Annotated in this window: 11 protein-coding genes, 1 tRNA gene and 5 pseudogenes; 10 read left to right on the top strand and 7 right to left on the bottom strand. The window is 63.0% G+C overall.

The genetic code is table 11. The annotated features are described in order from the left end of the window. Positions 1-17: 17 nt before the first annotated feature. The gene (locus H2O14_RS04120) at positions 18-539 is read right to left on the bottom strand and encodes an outer membrane protein assembly factor BamE (RefSeq protein ID WP_182826627.1); all 522 of its coding nucleotides are present in this window, start codon (positions 537-539) and stop codon (positions 18-20) included. 193 nt (positions 540-732) lie between these two features. Here H2O14_RS04120 and H2O14_RS04115 point away from each other — a divergent pair, with 193 nt between their 5' ends. The 8 genes and pseudogenes from H2O14_RS04115 (at position 733) to H2O14_RS04085 (ending at position 5,371) form a co-directional block, all read left to right on the top strand. Then, positions 733-1,281, top strand: coding sequence for a ubiquinol-cytochrome C chaperone family protein (locus H2O14_RS04115; RefSeq protein ID WP_182826626.1), 549 nt, complete (start codon positions 733-735; stop codon positions 1,279-1,281). Further along, a pseudogene (locus H2O14_RS04110) lies at positions 1,278-1,834 on the top strand (YceD family protein). Before H2O14_RS04115 ends, H2O14_RS04110 begins: the two are co-directional and overlap by 4 nt. Positions 1,835-1,972: 138 nt before the next feature. Then, positions 1,973-3,036, top strand: a pseudogene (gene plsX, locus H2O14_RS04105) (phosphate acyltransferase PlsX). A 2-nt stretch (positions 3,037-3,038) separates the two neighbouring features. Then, positions 3,039-4,008 (top strand): annotated as a pseudogene (locus H2O14_RS04100) (beta-ketoacyl-ACP synthase III). Between the two features lie 108 nt (positions 4,009-4,116). Continuing rightward, the gene (locus tag H2O14_RS04095; RefSeq protein WP_182826625.1) at positions 4,117-4,470 is read left to right on the top strand and encodes an integration host factor subunit alpha; all 354 of its coding nucleotides are present in this window, start codon (positions 4,117-4,119) and stop codon (positions 4,468-4,470) included. A 54-nt stretch (positions 4,471-4,524) separates the two neighbouring features. After that, positions 4,525-4,833, top strand: a pseudogene (locus H2O14_RS29250) (MerR family transcriptional regulator); the annotation flags it as partial. 92 nt (positions 4,834-4,925) lie between these two features. Beyond that, positions 4,926-5,114: pseudogene (locus H2O14_RS29245) on the top strand (MerR family transcriptional regulator); the annotation flags it as partial. Between the two features lie 65 nt (positions 5,115-5,179). Then, the gene (locus H2O14_RS04085) at positions 5,180-5,371 is read left to right on the top strand and encodes a hypothetical protein (RefSeq protein ID WP_182826624.1); all 192 of its coding nucleotides are present in this window, start codon (positions 5,180-5,182) and stop codon (positions 5,369-5,371) included. Here the strand turns inward: H2O14_RS04085 and H2O14_RS04080 are convergent. Beyond that, on the bottom strand, positions 5,365-6,942 hold the full coding sequence (locus H2O14_RS04080; protein WP_182826623.1) for a sensor histidine kinase: 1,578 nt from the start codon (positions 6,940-6,942) through the stop codon (positions 5,365-5,367). The two genes, H2O14_RS04085 and H2O14_RS04080, sit on opposite strands and share 7 nt — an antisense overlap. Positions 6,943-7,273: 331 nt before the next feature. On the opposite strand from H2O14_RS04080, the gene H2O14_RS04075 reads away from it, so the two are divergent. Next, positions 7,274-7,348: transfer RNA gene (locus H2O14_RS04075), tRNA-Pro, on the top strand. Between the two features lie 217 nt (positions 7,349-7,565). Here H2O14_RS04075 and H2O14_RS04070 read toward each other — a convergent pair. The 5 genes from H2O14_RS04070 to H2O14_RS04050 all read right to left on the bottom strand — a co-directional run bounded on the left by H2O14_RS04070 (position 7,566) and on the right by H2O14_RS04050 (position 13,304). Beyond that, positions 7,566-8,711 (bottom strand): glycosyltransferase family 4 protein, encoded by a 1,146-nt coding sequence (locus H2O14_RS04070; RefSeq protein ID WP_182826622.1) that lies wholly within the window; start codon positions 8,709-8,711, stop codon positions 7,566-7,568. After that, entirely contained in the window at positions 8,711-9,961 is a 1,251-nt protein-coding gene (locus H2O14_RS04065) for an O-antigen ligase (protein WP_182826621.1), read from the bottom strand. Before H2O14_RS04065 ends, H2O14_RS04070 begins: the two co-directional genes overlap by 1 nt. Continuing rightward, positions 9,958-11,499: an undecaprenyl-phosphate glucose phosphotransferase gene (locus H2O14_RS04060; RefSeq protein WP_182826620.1), complete on the bottom strand. Its 1,542-nt coding sequence runs from the start codon at positions 11,497-11,499 to the stop codon at positions 9,958-9,960. The genes H2O14_RS04065 and H2O14_RS04060 overlap by 4 nt, the downstream gene beginning before the upstream one ends. 99 nt (positions 11,500-11,598) lie before the next feature. After that, on the bottom strand, positions 11,599-12,753 hold the full coding sequence (locus H2O14_RS04055; RefSeq protein WP_182826619.1) for a glycosyltransferase family 4 protein: 1,155 nt from the start codon (positions 12,751-12,753) through the stop codon (positions 11,599-11,601). Positions 12,754-12,764: 11 nt separating this feature from the next. Beyond that, positions 12,765-13,304 carry a polysaccharide biosynthesis/export family protein gene (locus H2O14_RS04050; RefSeq protein WP_246697517.1) on the bottom strand — a complete coding sequence of 180 codons (540 nt, stop codon included), beginning with the start codon at positions 13,302-13,304 and terminating at the stop codon, positions 12,765-12,767. Positions 13,305-13,576: 272 nt separating this feature from the next. Between H2O14_RS04050 and H2O14_RS04045 the strand changes: the two genes are divergently transcribed. Beyond that, positions 13,577-15,784, top strand: coding sequence for a GumC family protein (locus H2O14_RS04045; protein ID WP_182826617.1), 2,208 nt, complete (start codon positions 13,577-13,579; stop codon positions 15,782-15,784).

Below are 15,784 nucleotides of genomic sequence, written 5' to 3'. Positions count from 1 at the left end.
GGAGTTCCGAACAATTCTTAGTAGGGGTTGCCCTGCGTGTTCGTGCCGCCGCCCAGCATCTGCTGGACCTGCTGGCCAGGGTTGATGCCGCCGCGCAGCAGGCGCATCAGGAAGGTCATTTCGGTGCCGCCGGTCGGCGTGGTGCGCGAGATCATGTCGAAGACGCGGCCGTCCTGCAGCTTGTAATGGGCGATGCGCGAGACGACGCCTTCCTTGTCGAAATAGACGGCCATGATCGACTGGTTGACCAGCTTAGGCTTCATGAAGGCGGCGGCGCGGGTGCGTTCTTGCGAGATATAGTAGAACACTTCGGTGTCGAAGGTCGCGGTCGCCGAAGGCGTTCCGAGCGACAGCAACACCTGCTCGCGGCTCGAGCCGACCGGAGCCAGCGCCAGCGTCTGCTCGTCGACGACATAGCCGTTCTTGATGATTTCGCTGGTCTGGCAGCCCGACAGCGCCACGGTCGTCATCAATACCGCAAGGACCACGCTCGCCGTCTTCCCCGCCCGGCCTTGCTGAATCTGCATTTTCAACGACATCTCCCAAGCTCATGACCCGAGGGCGGGCATTCGCGACATTCAGCTTCGACATCTGGCGAAGCGCCGATCCGGTCGCCACATAAGCCAACGCCATTGCATTTCATGCCTGCTTCGGTAAACCAGCTTTCAGCAGGATGCAACATGGCGTCTGTCCCTCGCATCCGATTTCACAAAGCCAAATCAGGGCAAATTGATGATCTTCAGCCTGTTTCGCAAAAATAACCCAGAGCGCGACGCGGCCTTCCGGCAATACGCCCTGCTGACCGACGCCGGCCGCAGGCCGGACTTCTATCTTCAAGGCAATGCGCCGGATACGGTGATCGGCCGTTTCGAAGTGATTTCGCTGCTGATGATTCTTTATTTCCGTCGCACCGCCGAGATCGGCGGCAAAGCCAAGGACATCGCCCAATATGTGGCGGACGCCTTCTTCGAGGATCTCGATCACTCGATGCGCGAGCTCGGCGTCGGCGATCACGGCGTGCCGAAACGGCTGAAAAAGCTCGCCCAGATGTTTTACGGCAGGCTCGATTCCTATGGTGCGGCGCTCGACGCAAAGGATGCCTCGACGCTGGAAGCGGCGCTCAAACGGAATTTACACCCTGAATCCACCGATACGGCGCTTTCCATGCGTTGGCTCGCCGATTATATGATCGCCGCCGAGCGCGATCTCAAAACCGCGCCGGCCGAAACAGTGCTGCGCGGCGAGGCTCGGATCCCGTCGGCGGCTGGAGACGCAGTATGAGCAAATCACCCAACGACGCGCCCTTTTCTTACAAGGTGAAGGTCGGCCATGTGTCGCACAATCCCATCGAGGTGCATGTCGAGGCCGACGCCCGCGAACTCACGGCGCTCGCGGCGCTGTGGGGGTGCTGTCTGTCGATGCGCTGAGCGCCGATCTGAAGCTGCGCCGATGGAAGAAGGACGGCGTCAAAATCTTCGGCGAATTGCGCGGTCGGGTGACCCAGTCCTGCGTCGTCACTCTCGAGCCGGTCGAGAGCGACTTCGCCGAGGAGATCGACCAGATTTTCGTTCCGGAAGGCTCCGCGCTCGCGCGCATGCCCGCCAATGACGAAGGCGAACTGATCGTCGATCCCGACGGTCCGGATCTACCGGAAACCTTTTCCGGCGATGCGATCGACATCGGCGCGCTTGTGGCCGAACTCGCCGCGATGGGACTCGACCCCTATCCGCGCAAGCCGGGAGCGGCTTTTTCCGACCGGATCGAATCCACCGCCGCAGAGGACAAGAAACCTTCTCCGTTCGCGGTGCTCAAATCCATGAAGCTCGACAAATAAGCGGCGAGGCCACGCGGCGATCCCGGTTGCGACGAGATCCGAAGGGATCGTCATGGGGGTTGTAAGTGGGGCCGAAAGCATTATTTTGGCCGCAATGGCCGAGGCCCAGGCCTTGGGCTAATAGGGATCAGAAACGACGTGATCAGAATTTCCATCGACGCCATGGGGGCGATTTCGGCCCTGAAGTCTGCCTCGAAGGTGCATCCATCGCTCTTCTGCGGCAGCCGGACATCCAGTTCATCATCTATGGTCAAGAGGATGTCTGCCAGCCGATCATGGCGAAATACCCGAAGCTCAGGGATCGCTCCGTCTTCCACCATTGCGATGTGGCGATCCGCATGGACGAAAAGCCGAGCCAGGCCCTGCGTCGCGGCCGGTACGCGTCGTCGATGTGGCGGGCGATCGAGGCGGTGAAGCTCGGCGAAGCCGATGTCGCGGTGTCTGCGGGCAATACCGGCGCGCTGATGGCGATGTCGAAATTCTGCCTGCGCACCATGGCGAATGTCGAGCGTCCGGCCATCGCCGGCATCTGGCCCACGACGCGCGGCGAGAGCATCGTGCTCGACATCGGCGCGACGATCGGGGCCGACAGCCAGCAACTGCTCGATTTCTCGCTGATGGGCGGCGCCATGGCGCGTGCGCTGTTCGAAGTGCGCAGGCCCACCGTCGGCCTTCTCAATGTCGGCGTGGAAGAAATCAAGGGCCAGGAAGAAGTCAAGGAAGCCGGACGCCTGCTTCGCGAGGTCAATCTCGATACGATCGACTATCATGGCTTCGTCGAAGGCGACGACATCGGCCGCGGCACCGTCGACGTCGTGGTGACGGAAGGCTTCACCGGCAATATCGCGCTCAAGGCCGCCGAGGGCACGGCGCGGCAGATTTCCGATTTTCTGAAAGCCGCCATCAAGCGCAGCCTGATGGCCAAGATCGGCTATCTCCTCGCCAAGAGCGCCTTCGACGTGCTGCGCGAGAAGATGGACCCGCGAAAAGTCAATGGCGGCGTCTTTCTCGGATTGAACGGCATTGTCATAAAAAGTCATGGCGGAACCGATGGCGAGGGCTATGCGGCTGCCATCAAGGTCGGATATGACATGGTCCGCAACGGTCTGCTGCAGAAAATCGACGCAGACTTGAGGAAATACCATACCTTACGGGTCCCGCCCTCGGACCCTCAGGACGAAAACGCCAACGGGATGCTGTAAAAATGATCCGATCGATTGTGCGCGGGTTCGGCTCCGCTCTGCCGAAACGCGTCGTCACCAATCGCGAAATGGAATCCATGGTGGACACCACCGACGAATGGATCGTGCAGCGAACCGGCATCCGACAGCGCTACATCGCCGGCGAGGGCGAGACCTCCGCGTCGCTCGGGGAGCCGCGGCGCGGGCGGCGCTCGACAATGCCGGACTGACGCCCGACGACATAGACCTGATCATCGTGGCGACGTCGACGCCCGACAATACCTTCCCCGCTACTGCGGTCAACATTCAGAACCGCCTCGGCATGAAGCATGGCGCCGCCTTCGACATGCAGGCGGTCTGCACCGGCTTCGTCTATGCCGTCACCACCGCCGACGCCTATATCCGCGGCGGCCTGGCGAGGCGCGTGCTGGTGATCGGCGCCGAAACCTTTTCTCGCATCCTCGACTGGAACGACCGGACCACCTGTGTGCTGTTCGGCGACGGCGCCGGCGCGCTGGTGCTGGAAGCCGGCGAAGGCGAGGGCGCGAGCAACGACCGCGGCGTGCTGACGGCGCATCTGCGCTCGGACGGTTCCCACAAGGACAAGCTCTATGTCGACGGCGGCCCGTCCTCGACGGGCACCGTCGGTCATCTGCGCATGGAGGGCCGCGAAGTCTTCAAGCATGCGGTGGGCATGATCACCGACGTGATCGTCGATGCGTTCAAAGCCGTGCAACTGCCCCTCGAATCGATCGACTGGCTGGTGCCGCATCAGGCCAATGTCCGCATCATCGAAGGCTCGGCGAAAAACTCGGGATTCCGATGGAAAAAGTGGTCGTGACCGTCGACCAGCACGGCAACACCTCGGCGGCGTCGATTCCGCTCGCGCTTGCCGCTGCGGCAGGCGACGGCCGCATCAAGAAGGGCGATCTCGTGCTTCTGGAAGCCATGGGCGGCGGATTTACCTGGGGCTCGGTGCTACTGCGCTGGTAAAGCAAGGAAAATCCCGCTTTGATGCCCGGTCGGGCGCTTGACCCCGCCCGACAACAACAATAGTCTCCGCTATGATTTTCACTTAGTTGATAGATCAAGCGGGGGACCATGAGCGGCAAGACTGTGACGAGAGCGGATCTGGCGGAATCGGTCTTTCGCAAGGTTGGGTTGTCGAGGACGGAGTCCGCGCAACTGGTCGAGACGGTGATCGACGAGATCTGCAACGCCATCGTGCGCGGCGAGAGCGTCAAGCTTTCCTCCTTCGCCACCTTCCAGGTGCGCAGCAAGAACGAGCGCATCGGCCGCAATCCCAAGACGGGTGAGGAAGTGCCGATCTCGCCGCGTCGCGTGATGACCTTCAAGGCCTCCAACGTGCTGAAGAACCGCATTCTCAAGAGCCATCTGGCGCGCAAGGCCAAGGCCAAGCCCGCCGAGGCCAAGGCGGCCGAACAGAAGGCCTGACGCAGGCCTATCGCGCTTCGAGAAGCGAGAAGCCGTCGGCGACAGCGGAGTTTTTTGAAACATGGAAAAAGTCCGGACGCGTTTCGCACCATCAGCGAAGTCGCCGAAGACCTAGACCTGCCGCAGCATGTGCTGCGTTTTTGGGAAACGCGCTTTCCGCAGATCAAGCCGCTCAAGCGCGGCGGCGGCCGCCGCTATTATCGCCCCGACGACGTCGAGCTGCTGAAGGAATCCGCCATCTGCTCTACGATCACGGCTATACGATCAAGGGCGTGCAGAAACTCCTGAAGACGAATGGCAACAAGTTCGTCGCGGCGGCCGCGTCCGGCGATCTCGCCACGATGGAGGCGCTCGCCGCACAGAGCCGGGACGAGCCGGATGACGCGCCGCCTCCGCCGCCGATGTCCATTTCGCCATCAGTTGTTTCCCATGCGTTGCCCAAGGGCATCCTTTCTGACGACGACCAGTTGGTCGGCCGCCCCAAGCCGCCCGCCAACAGGCGCTTTTTCGGACTCATCGGCGGCGGCGACGACGAGCCGGCGTTCGGCGGCGGCGGCGCGATGGGCAAGGAAGACCGGGCGCTGCTTCAGGAGGCGCTGTTCGACCTGCTCGAATGCAAGCGTCTGCTCGATCAGGTGCGCTAATTCGTTAACGAAAAGGAACCTCACTTCGACCGCGGCGTTGATGCTGCGTAGCAAAGGAGGTTTCCATGCAACTCAGCGCTTCCATCCGCTCGCCGCTTCGCGAACGCGACTCGTGGCCGTCCACTGGACCGGTCTACGCCTTGCCCCAGGCGACGGCGCGTCGCGCTGGCGACCGAACCCTCTGGCTGAGGTTTCTGGACCGCCTTTCGGCTCCGGAAAAAGATGACGAAACGCCGGTCTCGCCGATCTATTACTGAGGCGACGGTTCGTCGCTCGAGAAGCGAATGATGAAATGCGCGCCTCTGCCTGGCTCGCGCATAATATCGATGGAGCCGCCGATCTGTTGAGAGAAGGCCCGCACCATCGCCAGCCCCGAACTCCGTTTGGTGTGCTCCGGCAAGCCGACGCCGTTGTCTCGCACCGACAGTGTGATTTCCGGCCCAGCTCTTCGAAGTTCGATGTCGATCTTGCGATCCGAATCACTGCTGAAGGCGTGTTTCACTGCATTGGTGAGAAGCTCGGTGACGATGAGCGCCAGCGGCGTCGCCTGGTCGGCCCTGAGCAGAATGGGGCCGTTGTGCTCGAATTTCAGGACGATGTCGTTCTCCAGCGGGATGATCGCCGGGCTATGACTGATCTGGTCAATCAGACAGACGAGGTTGACCTGGGAATCTCCGCCGGCGCGATAGAGGAGGTCGAACCTCCTCGAGATTGCATGAACACGCGCGCGGAGTTCCGCGCCGTTGATGGCGCTTTCACGTCGCATCTGCATTCCGATCATCGCTTCCACCAGCGCCAGGTTGTTCTTTACCCGGTGATTGAGTTCCTGCATCAACCGTTGGCGCTCGGCAGCGAGTTTTTCCGCATCCTGGCGCCGCCTTTGCGATTCCTCCGCTTCGCGGCGGGAGCTCTGGGCGGCAAGATCGCTCCTGACCTTGCCAACCAGAACAAACCCGATCGCGCCCGAGGCGAGCAGCGTCCCGAGAATCGGAGCGATCTGTGTGGCCCATTCGATGAATATGGAGCGCGTCGTGACGCCGTAATTGACCATGAGAGACAGATCGGAGAGCATCGACATGGCGTAAATACGTTCGATATTGTCTATCTTCGCGACGGTGCGGATGACGTCTGCGCCCTCCCTCAGCGCCACCATGGCGCCGGAGTCGGCGGGCAGCATCGAGGGCGGGCTGACAAAGTTGCGGACCAGCAGTTTTCCGTCCAGACGCATCAGCGACGCGGCGTTGCCGTTGTTTTCCACAATAGCCTGGAGATAGCTGCGAAGCGCATCGACGGCGACCGCCGAGACGATCACGCCTGAAAACCCGTCGACCGAAAAGGGCTGCGCGAACACCATCGCATCGCTCTTTCCCGGCTTGAGCATGATGCGGTCCACGAAAATCCGCTCGCCCCGCCGGATCGCGTCGATATAGTCGCGCTGTCCGAGCCTGGCTTTCACCGGATAGGAACGGCTGGAGGCCATGACCACGCCGTCAAAGCCGACGATCAACAGACCCAAGCTGCTCTTCTGCGACTTTTCCATGCCTTGGAGAAAGAGATGGAATGCTTCCGAATGCAGGAAGTTGGGGTTCTCGCCATGGGCGCGCTGCCGGGTTGCCTGGTGAACCAACGTGTGCGTGAGCGCCAGCCGGTCCACGAATTGGTGGATGAGATCGGCCTTGGACCGGGCGTTGGCGATCGCTTGACGTTCGATCGCCTGATAGCTGAACAGAGCCCAGAGGGCGCCGATCAGAATCGGCAACAGCAAACTGCTCCACCGCAGCGCCGCGAGCGATGCAGGCAGCGTCCGCCATTTTGAACCGTCCGTCATCGCGTGTCCGTCCCCGCACGCCCTGCCATTGGCGTAAAACCGTTCGGCGGCACCTTAAAGATGTTTTGTCAGTTTGCAACGCGCCTGCCGCGGTCTCTCGCCTGTGCGGACCGCGTCGTGGAAAACTGCCGCGGGAGGGAGCGTGTCGACGGAAAAGCGCGCGCAGCGAACATTTTATGCTTGCTTCTGCCGCGGGGAAAGTCTAACGAACCCAAGCCTTAGGGCGAGGTCTGAACGCAACGCGGCGCCGCAAGCGCGGTCCCGGCATAGCCGGGAAAATGTGTTGCGAAAGGTCTGGAAACTGTCTCTCTGGCAGTTCGAAAACGTCGTACGGAGTGTAGCGCAGCCTGGTAGCGCACTTGACTGGGGGTCAAGGGGTGTGTGGGTTCGAATCCCGCCACTCCGACGTTTTCTTCTCGGATGACCGGCGTCTCCGATGGTTTTCACGGATAGTAGCCGCCGCTCTTCGATCGCTTGTCCTTGCGTATTTTTATCCAGAAGCGTGATGGATCGTGGAAACGCGTTCGTCGACTTTTCCGCCCTATGACCATGATCCGGACGACGTGGTGAAGTCTTCGCGACGCCCGGCGTCTCGACAGAAGCGTATAGGCAGGGCCGCGCGCTCAGCGCCGCACAAGGCTCCGATAGACGGCTTCCGTCTCCGTGGCCATGTGAGCGAGGGAATGGCGTCCGCGCCTGTCTGCGGCGGCGCGCCGCAGGCGGTCCAGCCTGTCTGGCGCCAGGGCGGCCTCGAGTGTGGCCGCCAATGCGGAGGGGTCGTCTTCATTGGCGACAAGGAGCCCGTTGTCGCCGTCGTCGACGACGGTGCTCGAACCGCCGACACGGGTAAGGACCATCGGCAGACCGGCGGCTTCGGCTTCGAGCATCACATAGGACATCGCTTCATAGCGGCTCGGCATCGCCATGAGATCGAAGGCCTGCATCGCTTCCGGCCCTGCAATGTCCGAGACGAGCCGGATCCGGTCGGCCGCGCCGCTCCGGGCGATCTCCGTCCTGACCATGTCCTCCAGCGGGCCGGAGCCGATCATCAGCAGATGCGCGTCAGGCGTGGATTTGGCGAGCCGGCCTAAGGCGCGGATCAGCCGTTCCGGGGCCTTCTGCTCGCAGAGCCGCCCGACGAAGCCTATGACGAGGGCATCGTCACGCAGGCCGCAGCGCGCCCGGATTTCCGCGCGCCGACCGCTCGGGGGCGCATCGGCCCCATTCACGACCAGGCGCAGGATGTCCCGGGGAATGCCGAGATCGTGATAGGCGTGGACCAATTCGTCTTCCGAGACGCAGATCAGCGCATCGGTGAAATAGCGTCCGAACAGGCTCTCGATGCCGCCGAAGATCTGCCGTCCCCTGGCGCCGAGGGTCGGGTCCATCGTGCGGAAAGCGTGTGGGGTATAGACCCGCGGCGCATGGGCCCCCGGCGCTCGGAGGCGGGTGAGAGCGCCCGCTTTGGACGAATGGCCGTGAATGATGTCGAACGGGCCATGCGCAGCGACGATGTTGCGGATCTTGATCCATGCGCCGACATCGGAAGGCGAGGGGCTGCGCGTCATCGGGACCGCATGGACGCCGGCGAGGCCGAGACTCGTCAGCTCGTCGACGAAGCGTTCCTCTGCGCGCATCGGCGAATAGATCGCCGTCACTTCATGGCCGCGCCTCGACAATGCGCCGCAGAGATCGTTGAAGTGCCGGCCCGAGCCGCCGCCGCTGGGTTCCAGCACCTGGAGAATACGCAGAGACTGTTGGCTCGACATCACGCCCGCCCGACGGCGCCGCGCGCCAATTGTTTCTGATGCCGATGCTCGAGCGCCGCGCAGCCCCAGACGATGCCGAACAGCATGAAGTGATGTCGCCAATGATCGGTGTCGATGACGTTGCCGATCAGTTCATGGGCGCAGAGCACGATCCAGGCGGCGACCAGGAAGGGCTGCCACGGTCTGTTGCGGAACATGTATTTGAAGCCGAACCAGATCGACGACCAGACGAGTCCGAGATAGGTCAGCAGTCCGAGCCAGCCATAGGTGGTCAGCGATTTCAGCCAGATGTTATGCTCGTCTTCGGGATAGATGGTGGAGAACACCATCGGGCCGATGCCGAGCGGCTGGCTCATGGCCGAGAGGAAACCGAGCTGGTGGCGGGCGAAGCGTCCGAGCCGTTCGCCGTCGTAATCCTGCACCAGCTTGGTGCGCTGGGTCAGCAGGTCCGAAATCTGCGGGATCTGCAGCGCCACGATGATGGCGACCACGCCGAGGGCTGCGCCGGCCAGCACGATGATCAGCACCTTCAACCTGAAGGCGCCGGAGCGTTCCTTGATGAACATGATCGCCACCATCATCATGGCCGAGAACATGAACATGGCCCAGGCGGCGCGGGAGAAGGACAGGAACACGCCGAAGGTGAGGATAGCCAGACAACCGCCCCGCAGCGGCAGATGCTTGAGCTTGCCCGTCAGGATGCCGTGGATCAGGTAGAGCGCCGGGCAGACCAGGTAGGGTCCGAACACGTTCGGATCCTGAAACGCGCCTTTGGCGCGGTCATACAGCGTGAACACATGCGAGCCGGGAAAGGCGTTGAAATAGCCGAGTATGCCGAGCAGCGCGGTGATCACCGCCGCCGCCGTCCAGGCGTCGAAGATCAGCGTCAACCGGCGATGGTCATCCTCGATGATGGCGCAGAAGAACACCGAGCTCAGCGCGAGGAAGAAAGTCACGGCGAGATAGATCGCGCCGTCCAAAACGCCCTTGGACATCTGCGTCAGCGACAGCATGCCGCCGACCATATAGAGCAGCATGAAGATCAACAGCACGCCGGTGGTGCGCGAGATCTTCAGCCCGAGGATGAACCAGAGGCCGATGAGACCCGCCATGAACACTTCATACGGCGCAGGCTCGTTGATGACGAAGCCGGAGAGGAAGACGCCCACCGCGACCAAGCCCGAGCCGACCAGCCGCGCAGTGGCGCGGCCGGGGCGAAATGCGTCGGGATGGGCGGCGAGGGCGGTCAATAGGCGTTTTCCGTGTTGAGCAGCCGGAAGGGCGTGAGGAACAAGATCTTCAGGTCGAGAAGCAGCGACCAGTTCTCGATATAGTAGAGATCGTAGGCGGTGCGGAACTTGATCTTTTCGTCGCTGTCGATCTCGCCGCGCCAGCCGTTGATCTGCGCCCAGCCGGTGACGCCGGGCTTGACGCGATGGCGGCCGAAATAGCCTTCGACGATCTGGTTGTAGATGCGGTCATGGGTGCGGGCGGCGACCGCATGCGGACGCGGACCGACAAGCGACAGATCGCCCTTGAGCACGTTGAACAGCTGCGGCAACTCGTCGATCGAGGATTTGCGCAGGAAGCGGCCAACCGGGGTCACGCGGGGGTCGCCCTTGGTCACGGCTTTGGTCGCGGTCTGGTCGCCCAGGTCGGTGTACATCGAGCGAAACTTGAAGACGTCGATGACCTCGTTGTTGAAGCCATGGCGCTTCTGCTTGAAGAACACCGGTCCTTTCGAGGTCGCCTTCACCGCGATCGCTGCGCCGATCATCACAGGCCAGAGACATGCGATGGCCAATGTGGCGAAGGTCAGGTCGAAAGCGCGCTTGGCGACCGAGTCCCAATCGCGGATCGGCTTGTCGAACACGTCGAGCATCGCCATGCGGCCGATATGCGAATAGGCGCGCGGACGGAACCGCAGCTTGCTGGAATGAGCGGCGATGCGGATGTCGACCGGCAGGATCCAGAGCTTGCGCAGCAATTGCAGAATGCGCTGCTCGGCGGTGAGCGGCAGCGAGATGATCAGCATGTCCACGCGAGCGAGCCGGGTGAATTCCACCAGCTCCGCCACCGTGCCGAGCTTGGGGTAACCGGCAATCAGCTCGGGCGAGCGATGGTCGAGACGGTCGTCGAAAATGCCGAGAATGCGGATGTCGTTGTCGGCCTGGCTTTCCAGCGAGCGGATCAGATCCTGAGCCGGTTTGCCGCCGCAGACGACGACGGCGCGGCGCTCGAGAATGCCGTTGCGCAACCAGTGGCGCAGCAGCATGGCGAGCGAGATGCGCGCGGCGGCGAGATAGGCGAGGCCCAGTCCGAACCAGAGCACGATCGCGCCCAGGCCGAGATCGCCCAGCACGAGTTCATCGATGCCGAGCGTCGCGGTGAAACCGATCAGCCAGCCGGCGGCGTTGCGCCACGCCATCCGGCCCGGCGTACGGAGATTTTGAATGACGTAAGCGTCGAGGGCCTGCATCGACAGAACGGCGAAGCCTGCGGCCAGAGATGTCATGCCCGATTGCGCCAGCGCCGCGCCTCCGTCCCGGAGACCGAAATTGGCGATGCCGCCGGCGAGCGCCAGCATCAGGAAGTCCAGCAGCCGAAACATGCCGCGCATGATCGACGGCGAATATTTGTCGTCGCGATATTGAGCGGCCACGCGTTTTGCGAAGTCGTTGAGTTCCGCCCGGGCGTCACCGGCGGCCGCAGCGTCGATCGAGCCTTCCGAGACCTGTCGTCTCAAGGCCTCGATATCGATTTCCGATTGCTTGTCGGGTTGGGTCATGGCGTGTCTCGGTCATGCTTCGGGTTCGTCCGAGCATAGGGACAAGCCACTAAGAAACGCTTACGCAGCGGGGGCCGAGCGTGTCGCATCGGGACGTGGTTAACGACTCTCGACACGAGCGAAATCTGCCAACTCCTTGTAGAGGTTGGTGATTCGAGCCGCCATGGTTTGCGAGGAGAACACCTCGTGAAAATGTTCGGGCTGCGGCATGTTGCGCTTGGCCCATTCCGGATCGGATATGCTCTCGGCCATGATTTCGGCCAGGGCCGGCGCGTTCCCCGGGGCCGCCATCGCCTTGCTTCCCCGGCCCAGAACTTCGGCGATTCCGCCGACGTCGCTGGCGATCAGCGGCTTGCGGGCCGCGAGCGTTTCGAGAACGATATAGGGCATCGCCTCGGCGCGTGACGGCACGACCACGGTCTTGCCGAGTTTGAACGCCTCGCGGATGTTCATCGCCGGAGCCATCCTGATGCGCTGGCCGAGACCACGCACCGTCATCATGGTCAGGTAGTCGTCGCGCTGCGGTCCATCGCCGATCATCATGGCGCTGAGCGGTCGGCGCAGAATGCGTTCGGCGCGCGCGAAAGCGTCGATGAACACATCGGGACCTTTGAGATCGCGGAGCATGCCGACATAGAGGAAATCGGCGGCGTCGGGATTGGGCAGGCTCGGCTCGAAATCACTCTCGCCGACGCCGTTGTAGATGACTTCGCTCCTGACGGTCGGCGCGCCGACTTTGGAAGCATAGGCGTCGCGTTCGAATTCGCAGACGAATACGATCGCGTCGGTGGCCCATTCCTGAATTCGCTCCAGGCGAAACACCAGCCAGCCGGACAGGCGCGTCGGGTCGAAATGCATGCTGCCGCCATGCGGCGAATAAAGGCGGGATACGCGATACCTGTTCACCCGCAAGGCTGTGCCGGCAAGCCTGGCCATCGCGCCGCCCTTGGCGCCGTGTCCATGCAATATGTCCGGCCGCAAGCTCCTGATCTGTTTGTAACTTCTCCAGAATGCCGGAATGTCGCGCGGCGAGACCGAACGGTCGATCGGCATTCGGGTCAGCCCGAGCGCGAGATAGGGCATGATGGATTGAAACAGCTTCTCCTCGTGCTCGCCGCCCGTCGAGCTGTCGCAGATGACGCCGACTTCGCAGCCGGCGGCGGCCTGTTCCTTGGCGAGGTCGCGCACATGCCGGAAGATCCCGCCGATGGGCGAGCGGAAGCAGTGCAAGATCCTGAGCGGTCGGTCCTCCATCGGCCGCGAGCCTAGAACAGACGTTCGCGGACGTAAATCGTATCTCCAGCCATCACCGGGTCCGAGATGGACACGCGGCCGGTATGGACTTCGCCGTTGATCTTGCGGGTGATGTCGGCATTGCTCTGGTTGGCGCGCGGCGAGAAGCCGCCGGCGACTGCGATGGCGTTCTGCACGGTCATGCCCGGGACATAGGAAAACTGGCCCGGCTGCCCGACTTCGCCCATGACGAAGATCGATCTGTAGCGATCGACCTCGATGGACACGTCGGGATTGCGCAGGAAGCCCTGACGGAGCTTGGCGGCCAGCTGGCCCTCGAGTTCCTGAAGCGTCCGTCCGCGCGCCGGCACCGAGCCGACCAGCGGGAAGGAGATATAGCCGGCCTGGTCCACCGAATAGGTGTTGGTCAGGTCGCGCTGGTCGAACACGGTGATGCGCAACCGGTCGCCGCTATCGATGCGATAGGGTTGGATCGTCGCCTCGTTGAAGGATTTCGGCGCCGGTCTGTAGGACGTGCACGACGTCGCGAAAGCGGCGGCGGCCAGCAGCATGGCGATCGGCAGTCTGCGCCAGGAAAGGACGGCAGGCATGGTCGACGGGCTCCGATGTGACGCCGGCTGGGCCGGCGGGTTGAATGCGCGGGGCGGGAGACCATGGTCTTCCTCGCCGTGAGCTTCGTTATCTCTCTGGTAGGGTTAATGAATGGTAAAGCTGCTGGTTGTTCTCACGTTTTTTTGAAGTCGGGCATCCGGGGCCGCGCCGTTAAGGCTTTGCTTACCGCGTTTGTTTAGATTTCGCGCAGGATGTGTTTGTGGAGTGACCTATGTCCGGCGCTTGGAAAAATGGTGAAGACGCGGATATCGATCTCGCGGGTCTGTTCGGCGCGATCTGGCGTCGGCGCATGCTCGTGCTCGCCTCCACCGTCTGCCTCGGCGCGCTCGGCTTCGCCGGCGCGAGCGTCGTGTCTCCCAAATATCAGAGCGAAGCGCGGGTGCTGATCGAGGAGCGTTCGCCGGAACTCGCCCGCCGCCCGACCGACGCCGCCGCTGCGGGCAGCCTACTCGACGAAGCGGGCGTGGCCTCCCAGGTGGCGCTTCTGCAATCCACCGATCTGATCAAGAAGATCGCCCGCGACTTCAAGCTCCATGAGCGTCCGGAATTCGATCCGAGCGCCGATCCGTCGATCGCGACCCGATTCTTCGTCATGCTCGGCCTGATGAAGAACCCGCTGGACGCGCCGCCCGACGAGCGCGTGCTCGGCGAGTTCGCCAAGAAGCTGCAGGTGTATCAGGTCGATAAATCGCGTGTCATCGCGATCCAGTTTTCCTCCAAGGATCCAGCGCTCGCCAACGCCATTCCCAACGCGATCGCGGATGTCTATCTGTCGCTGCAGGCCGGCGCGAAACTCGACACCACCAACGAGACCGCGAAATGGCTGGAGCCCGAGATCGCCAACCTGCGCGAAAAGGTGCGCGAGGCCGAGGCGAAGGTGGCCGAATACCGGTCCCAGTCCGACCTGTTCCAGACGGGCCAGCAATCGACCTTCTCGGAACAGCAACTCAACGACATCTCCCAGGAGCTCGCCCGCGTCCGCGGCGACCGGGCCACGGCCGAGGCGCGCGCGGAGACGGTGCGCAACGCGCTGACATCGGGTCGAGGCGCGGATTCGCTCGGCGAAGTCGTCGGCTCGCAGATGATCCAGCGCCTCAAGGAAACGCAATCCGGCATCGAGGGCCAGATCGCCGATCTGTCGACCCAACTGCTCGACGGGCATCCGCGCATCAAGGGTCTCCGTTCCCAGCTGGTCGGCATTCGCGAGCAGATCAAGTCTGAGACCCGCAAGATCCTCGCCAGCCTCGAAAGCGAGGCCAGGGTCGCGAAATTGCGCGAGCAGCAATTGCTGAAGCAGCTCGGCGAGGTTAAGGCGGACACCGCGACCTCTCAGGAAAAGCGGGTCGGGCTGAATGCGCTGGAGCGCGAAGCGGCCGCCCAGCGCCAGCTGCTCGAAACCTATCTCTCCCGCTATCGCGAGGCGATGAGCGAAAAGGATATGAACGCCACGCCGGCCGACGCCCGCATCATTTCGCGCGCGCCGATGCCGACCGAGCCCTATTTCCCCAAGACGCTGCCGATCACCATCGTCACCGCGCTGGCCGGTTTCGTGTTGAGCTCGGTCTTCATTCTGCTGACGGAACTGTTCTCCGGCCGCGCCATCCGACCCGTCCGCTACGAGGCGGATATCGAGGAGGACGAGGAGCGGACGCCCGCGCCGCAGGCCGAATTCGTGAAGCCCGCTCTTCGCGCCGAGCCTGTCGCGACCCCTGTCGCCGCGGTCGCCAAGCCGGCCGCGTCCAAGAGCCTGCTGACCATCGAAGACGACGAGGATCAGGAGGACGAGGAACTCGCGCCGAGCGCGGATGCTGCATCTCCGGTCGATGACGAATTTTCGCGCGAGGCCGTTGCGGACCATCTGATCAAGGCCCGCATTCCCTTGGTCGCGTCGGTGTCGCTATCCGGCGACGAAGGTTCGGCCGCCGTGGTGGGGCTGGCGCGCCTGATGGCCGTGAGCGGCGCGCGCGTGGTGGTGGTTGACATGACCGGCTCCGCCATCTCGACCCAGTTGATGGCCGAACAGCGCTCTTTGCCAGGCGTCACCAATCTGCTGGTCGGAGAGGCCGCTTACAGCGAGATCATCCATGCCGATGTCGACAGCGACGCCCATATCGTGCCGCAGGGCGACGCCGATCCCCGCCAGGCCATGCGCGGCGTCGAGCGCATCGCGCTGGTGCTCGGCGGTCTCGCCCGCGCCTATGATTGCGTGATCGTGGATTGCGGCGCCGCCGATCCGCGCGCCGTCAGCCGTATCGCCAGGGCAGGCGACATCGACATCATCCTGTCGGGCGTCGATGTCGAGCCTGCCGAAATCGAGGAGACGGCGACCGCCTTCCTCGACGCCGGTTTCGAAGACGTCATGCTGATGCTGTCGTCGTCCCATCCTGTCGGCGCGGAAAAGCGCCGCCGCGCCGCCTGA

The organism is Rhizobium sp. G21, assembly GCF_014158035.1.
Lineage (GTDB): Bacteria > Pseudomonadota > Alphaproteobacteria > Rhizobiales > Rhizobiaceae > Rhizobium_E.
Note: the sequence above shows the minus strand (reverse complement) of the source record. Positions and strands in the feature narration are given on the sequence as shown.

What these genes read in the sequence shown, in the direction of transcription:
- H2O14_RS04120 (WP_182826627.1), bottom strand. Translation starts at nt 539, where the DNA reads ATGTCGTTGAAAATGCAGATTCAGCAAGGCCGGGCGGGGAAGACGGCG.
- H2O14_RS04115 (WP_182826626.1), top strand. Translation starts at nt 733, where the DNA reads ATGATCTTCAGCCTGTTTCGCAAAAATAACCCAGAGCGCGACGCGGCC.
- H2O14_RS04095 (WP_182826625.1), top strand. Translation starts at nt 4,117, where the DNA reads ATGAGCGGCAAGACTGTGACGAGAGCGGATCTGGCGGAATCGGTCTTT.
- H2O14_RS04085 (WP_182826624.1), top strand. Translation starts at nt 5,180, where the DNA reads ATGCAACTCAGCGCTTCCATCCGCTCGCCGCTTCGCGAACGCGACTCG.
- H2O14_RS04080 (WP_182826623.1), bottom strand. Translation starts at nt 6,942, where the DNA reads ATGACGGACGGTTCAAAATGGCGGACGCTGCCTGCATCGCTCGCGGCG.
- H2O14_RS04070 (WP_182826622.1), bottom strand. Translation starts at nt 8,711, where the DNA reads ATGTCGAGCCAACAGTCTCTGCGTATTCTCCAGGTGCTGGAACCCAGC.
- H2O14_RS04060 (WP_182826620.1), bottom strand. Translation starts at nt 11,499, where the DNA reads ATGACCCAACCCGACAAGCAATCGGAAATCGATATCGAGGCCTTGAGA.
- H2O14_RS04055 (WP_182826619.1), bottom strand. Translation starts at nt 12,753, where the DNA reads ATGGAGGACCGACCGCTCAGGATCTTGCACTGCTTCCGCTCGCCCATC.
- H2O14_RS04050 (WP_246697517.1), bottom strand. Translation starts at nt 13,304, where the DNA reads ATGCTGCTGGCCGCCGCCGCTTTCGCGACGTCGTGCACGTCCTACAGA.
- H2O14_RS04045 (WP_182826617.1), top strand. Translation starts at nt 13,577, where the DNA reads ATGTCCGGCGCTTGGAAAAATGGTGAAGACGCGGATATCGATCTCGCG.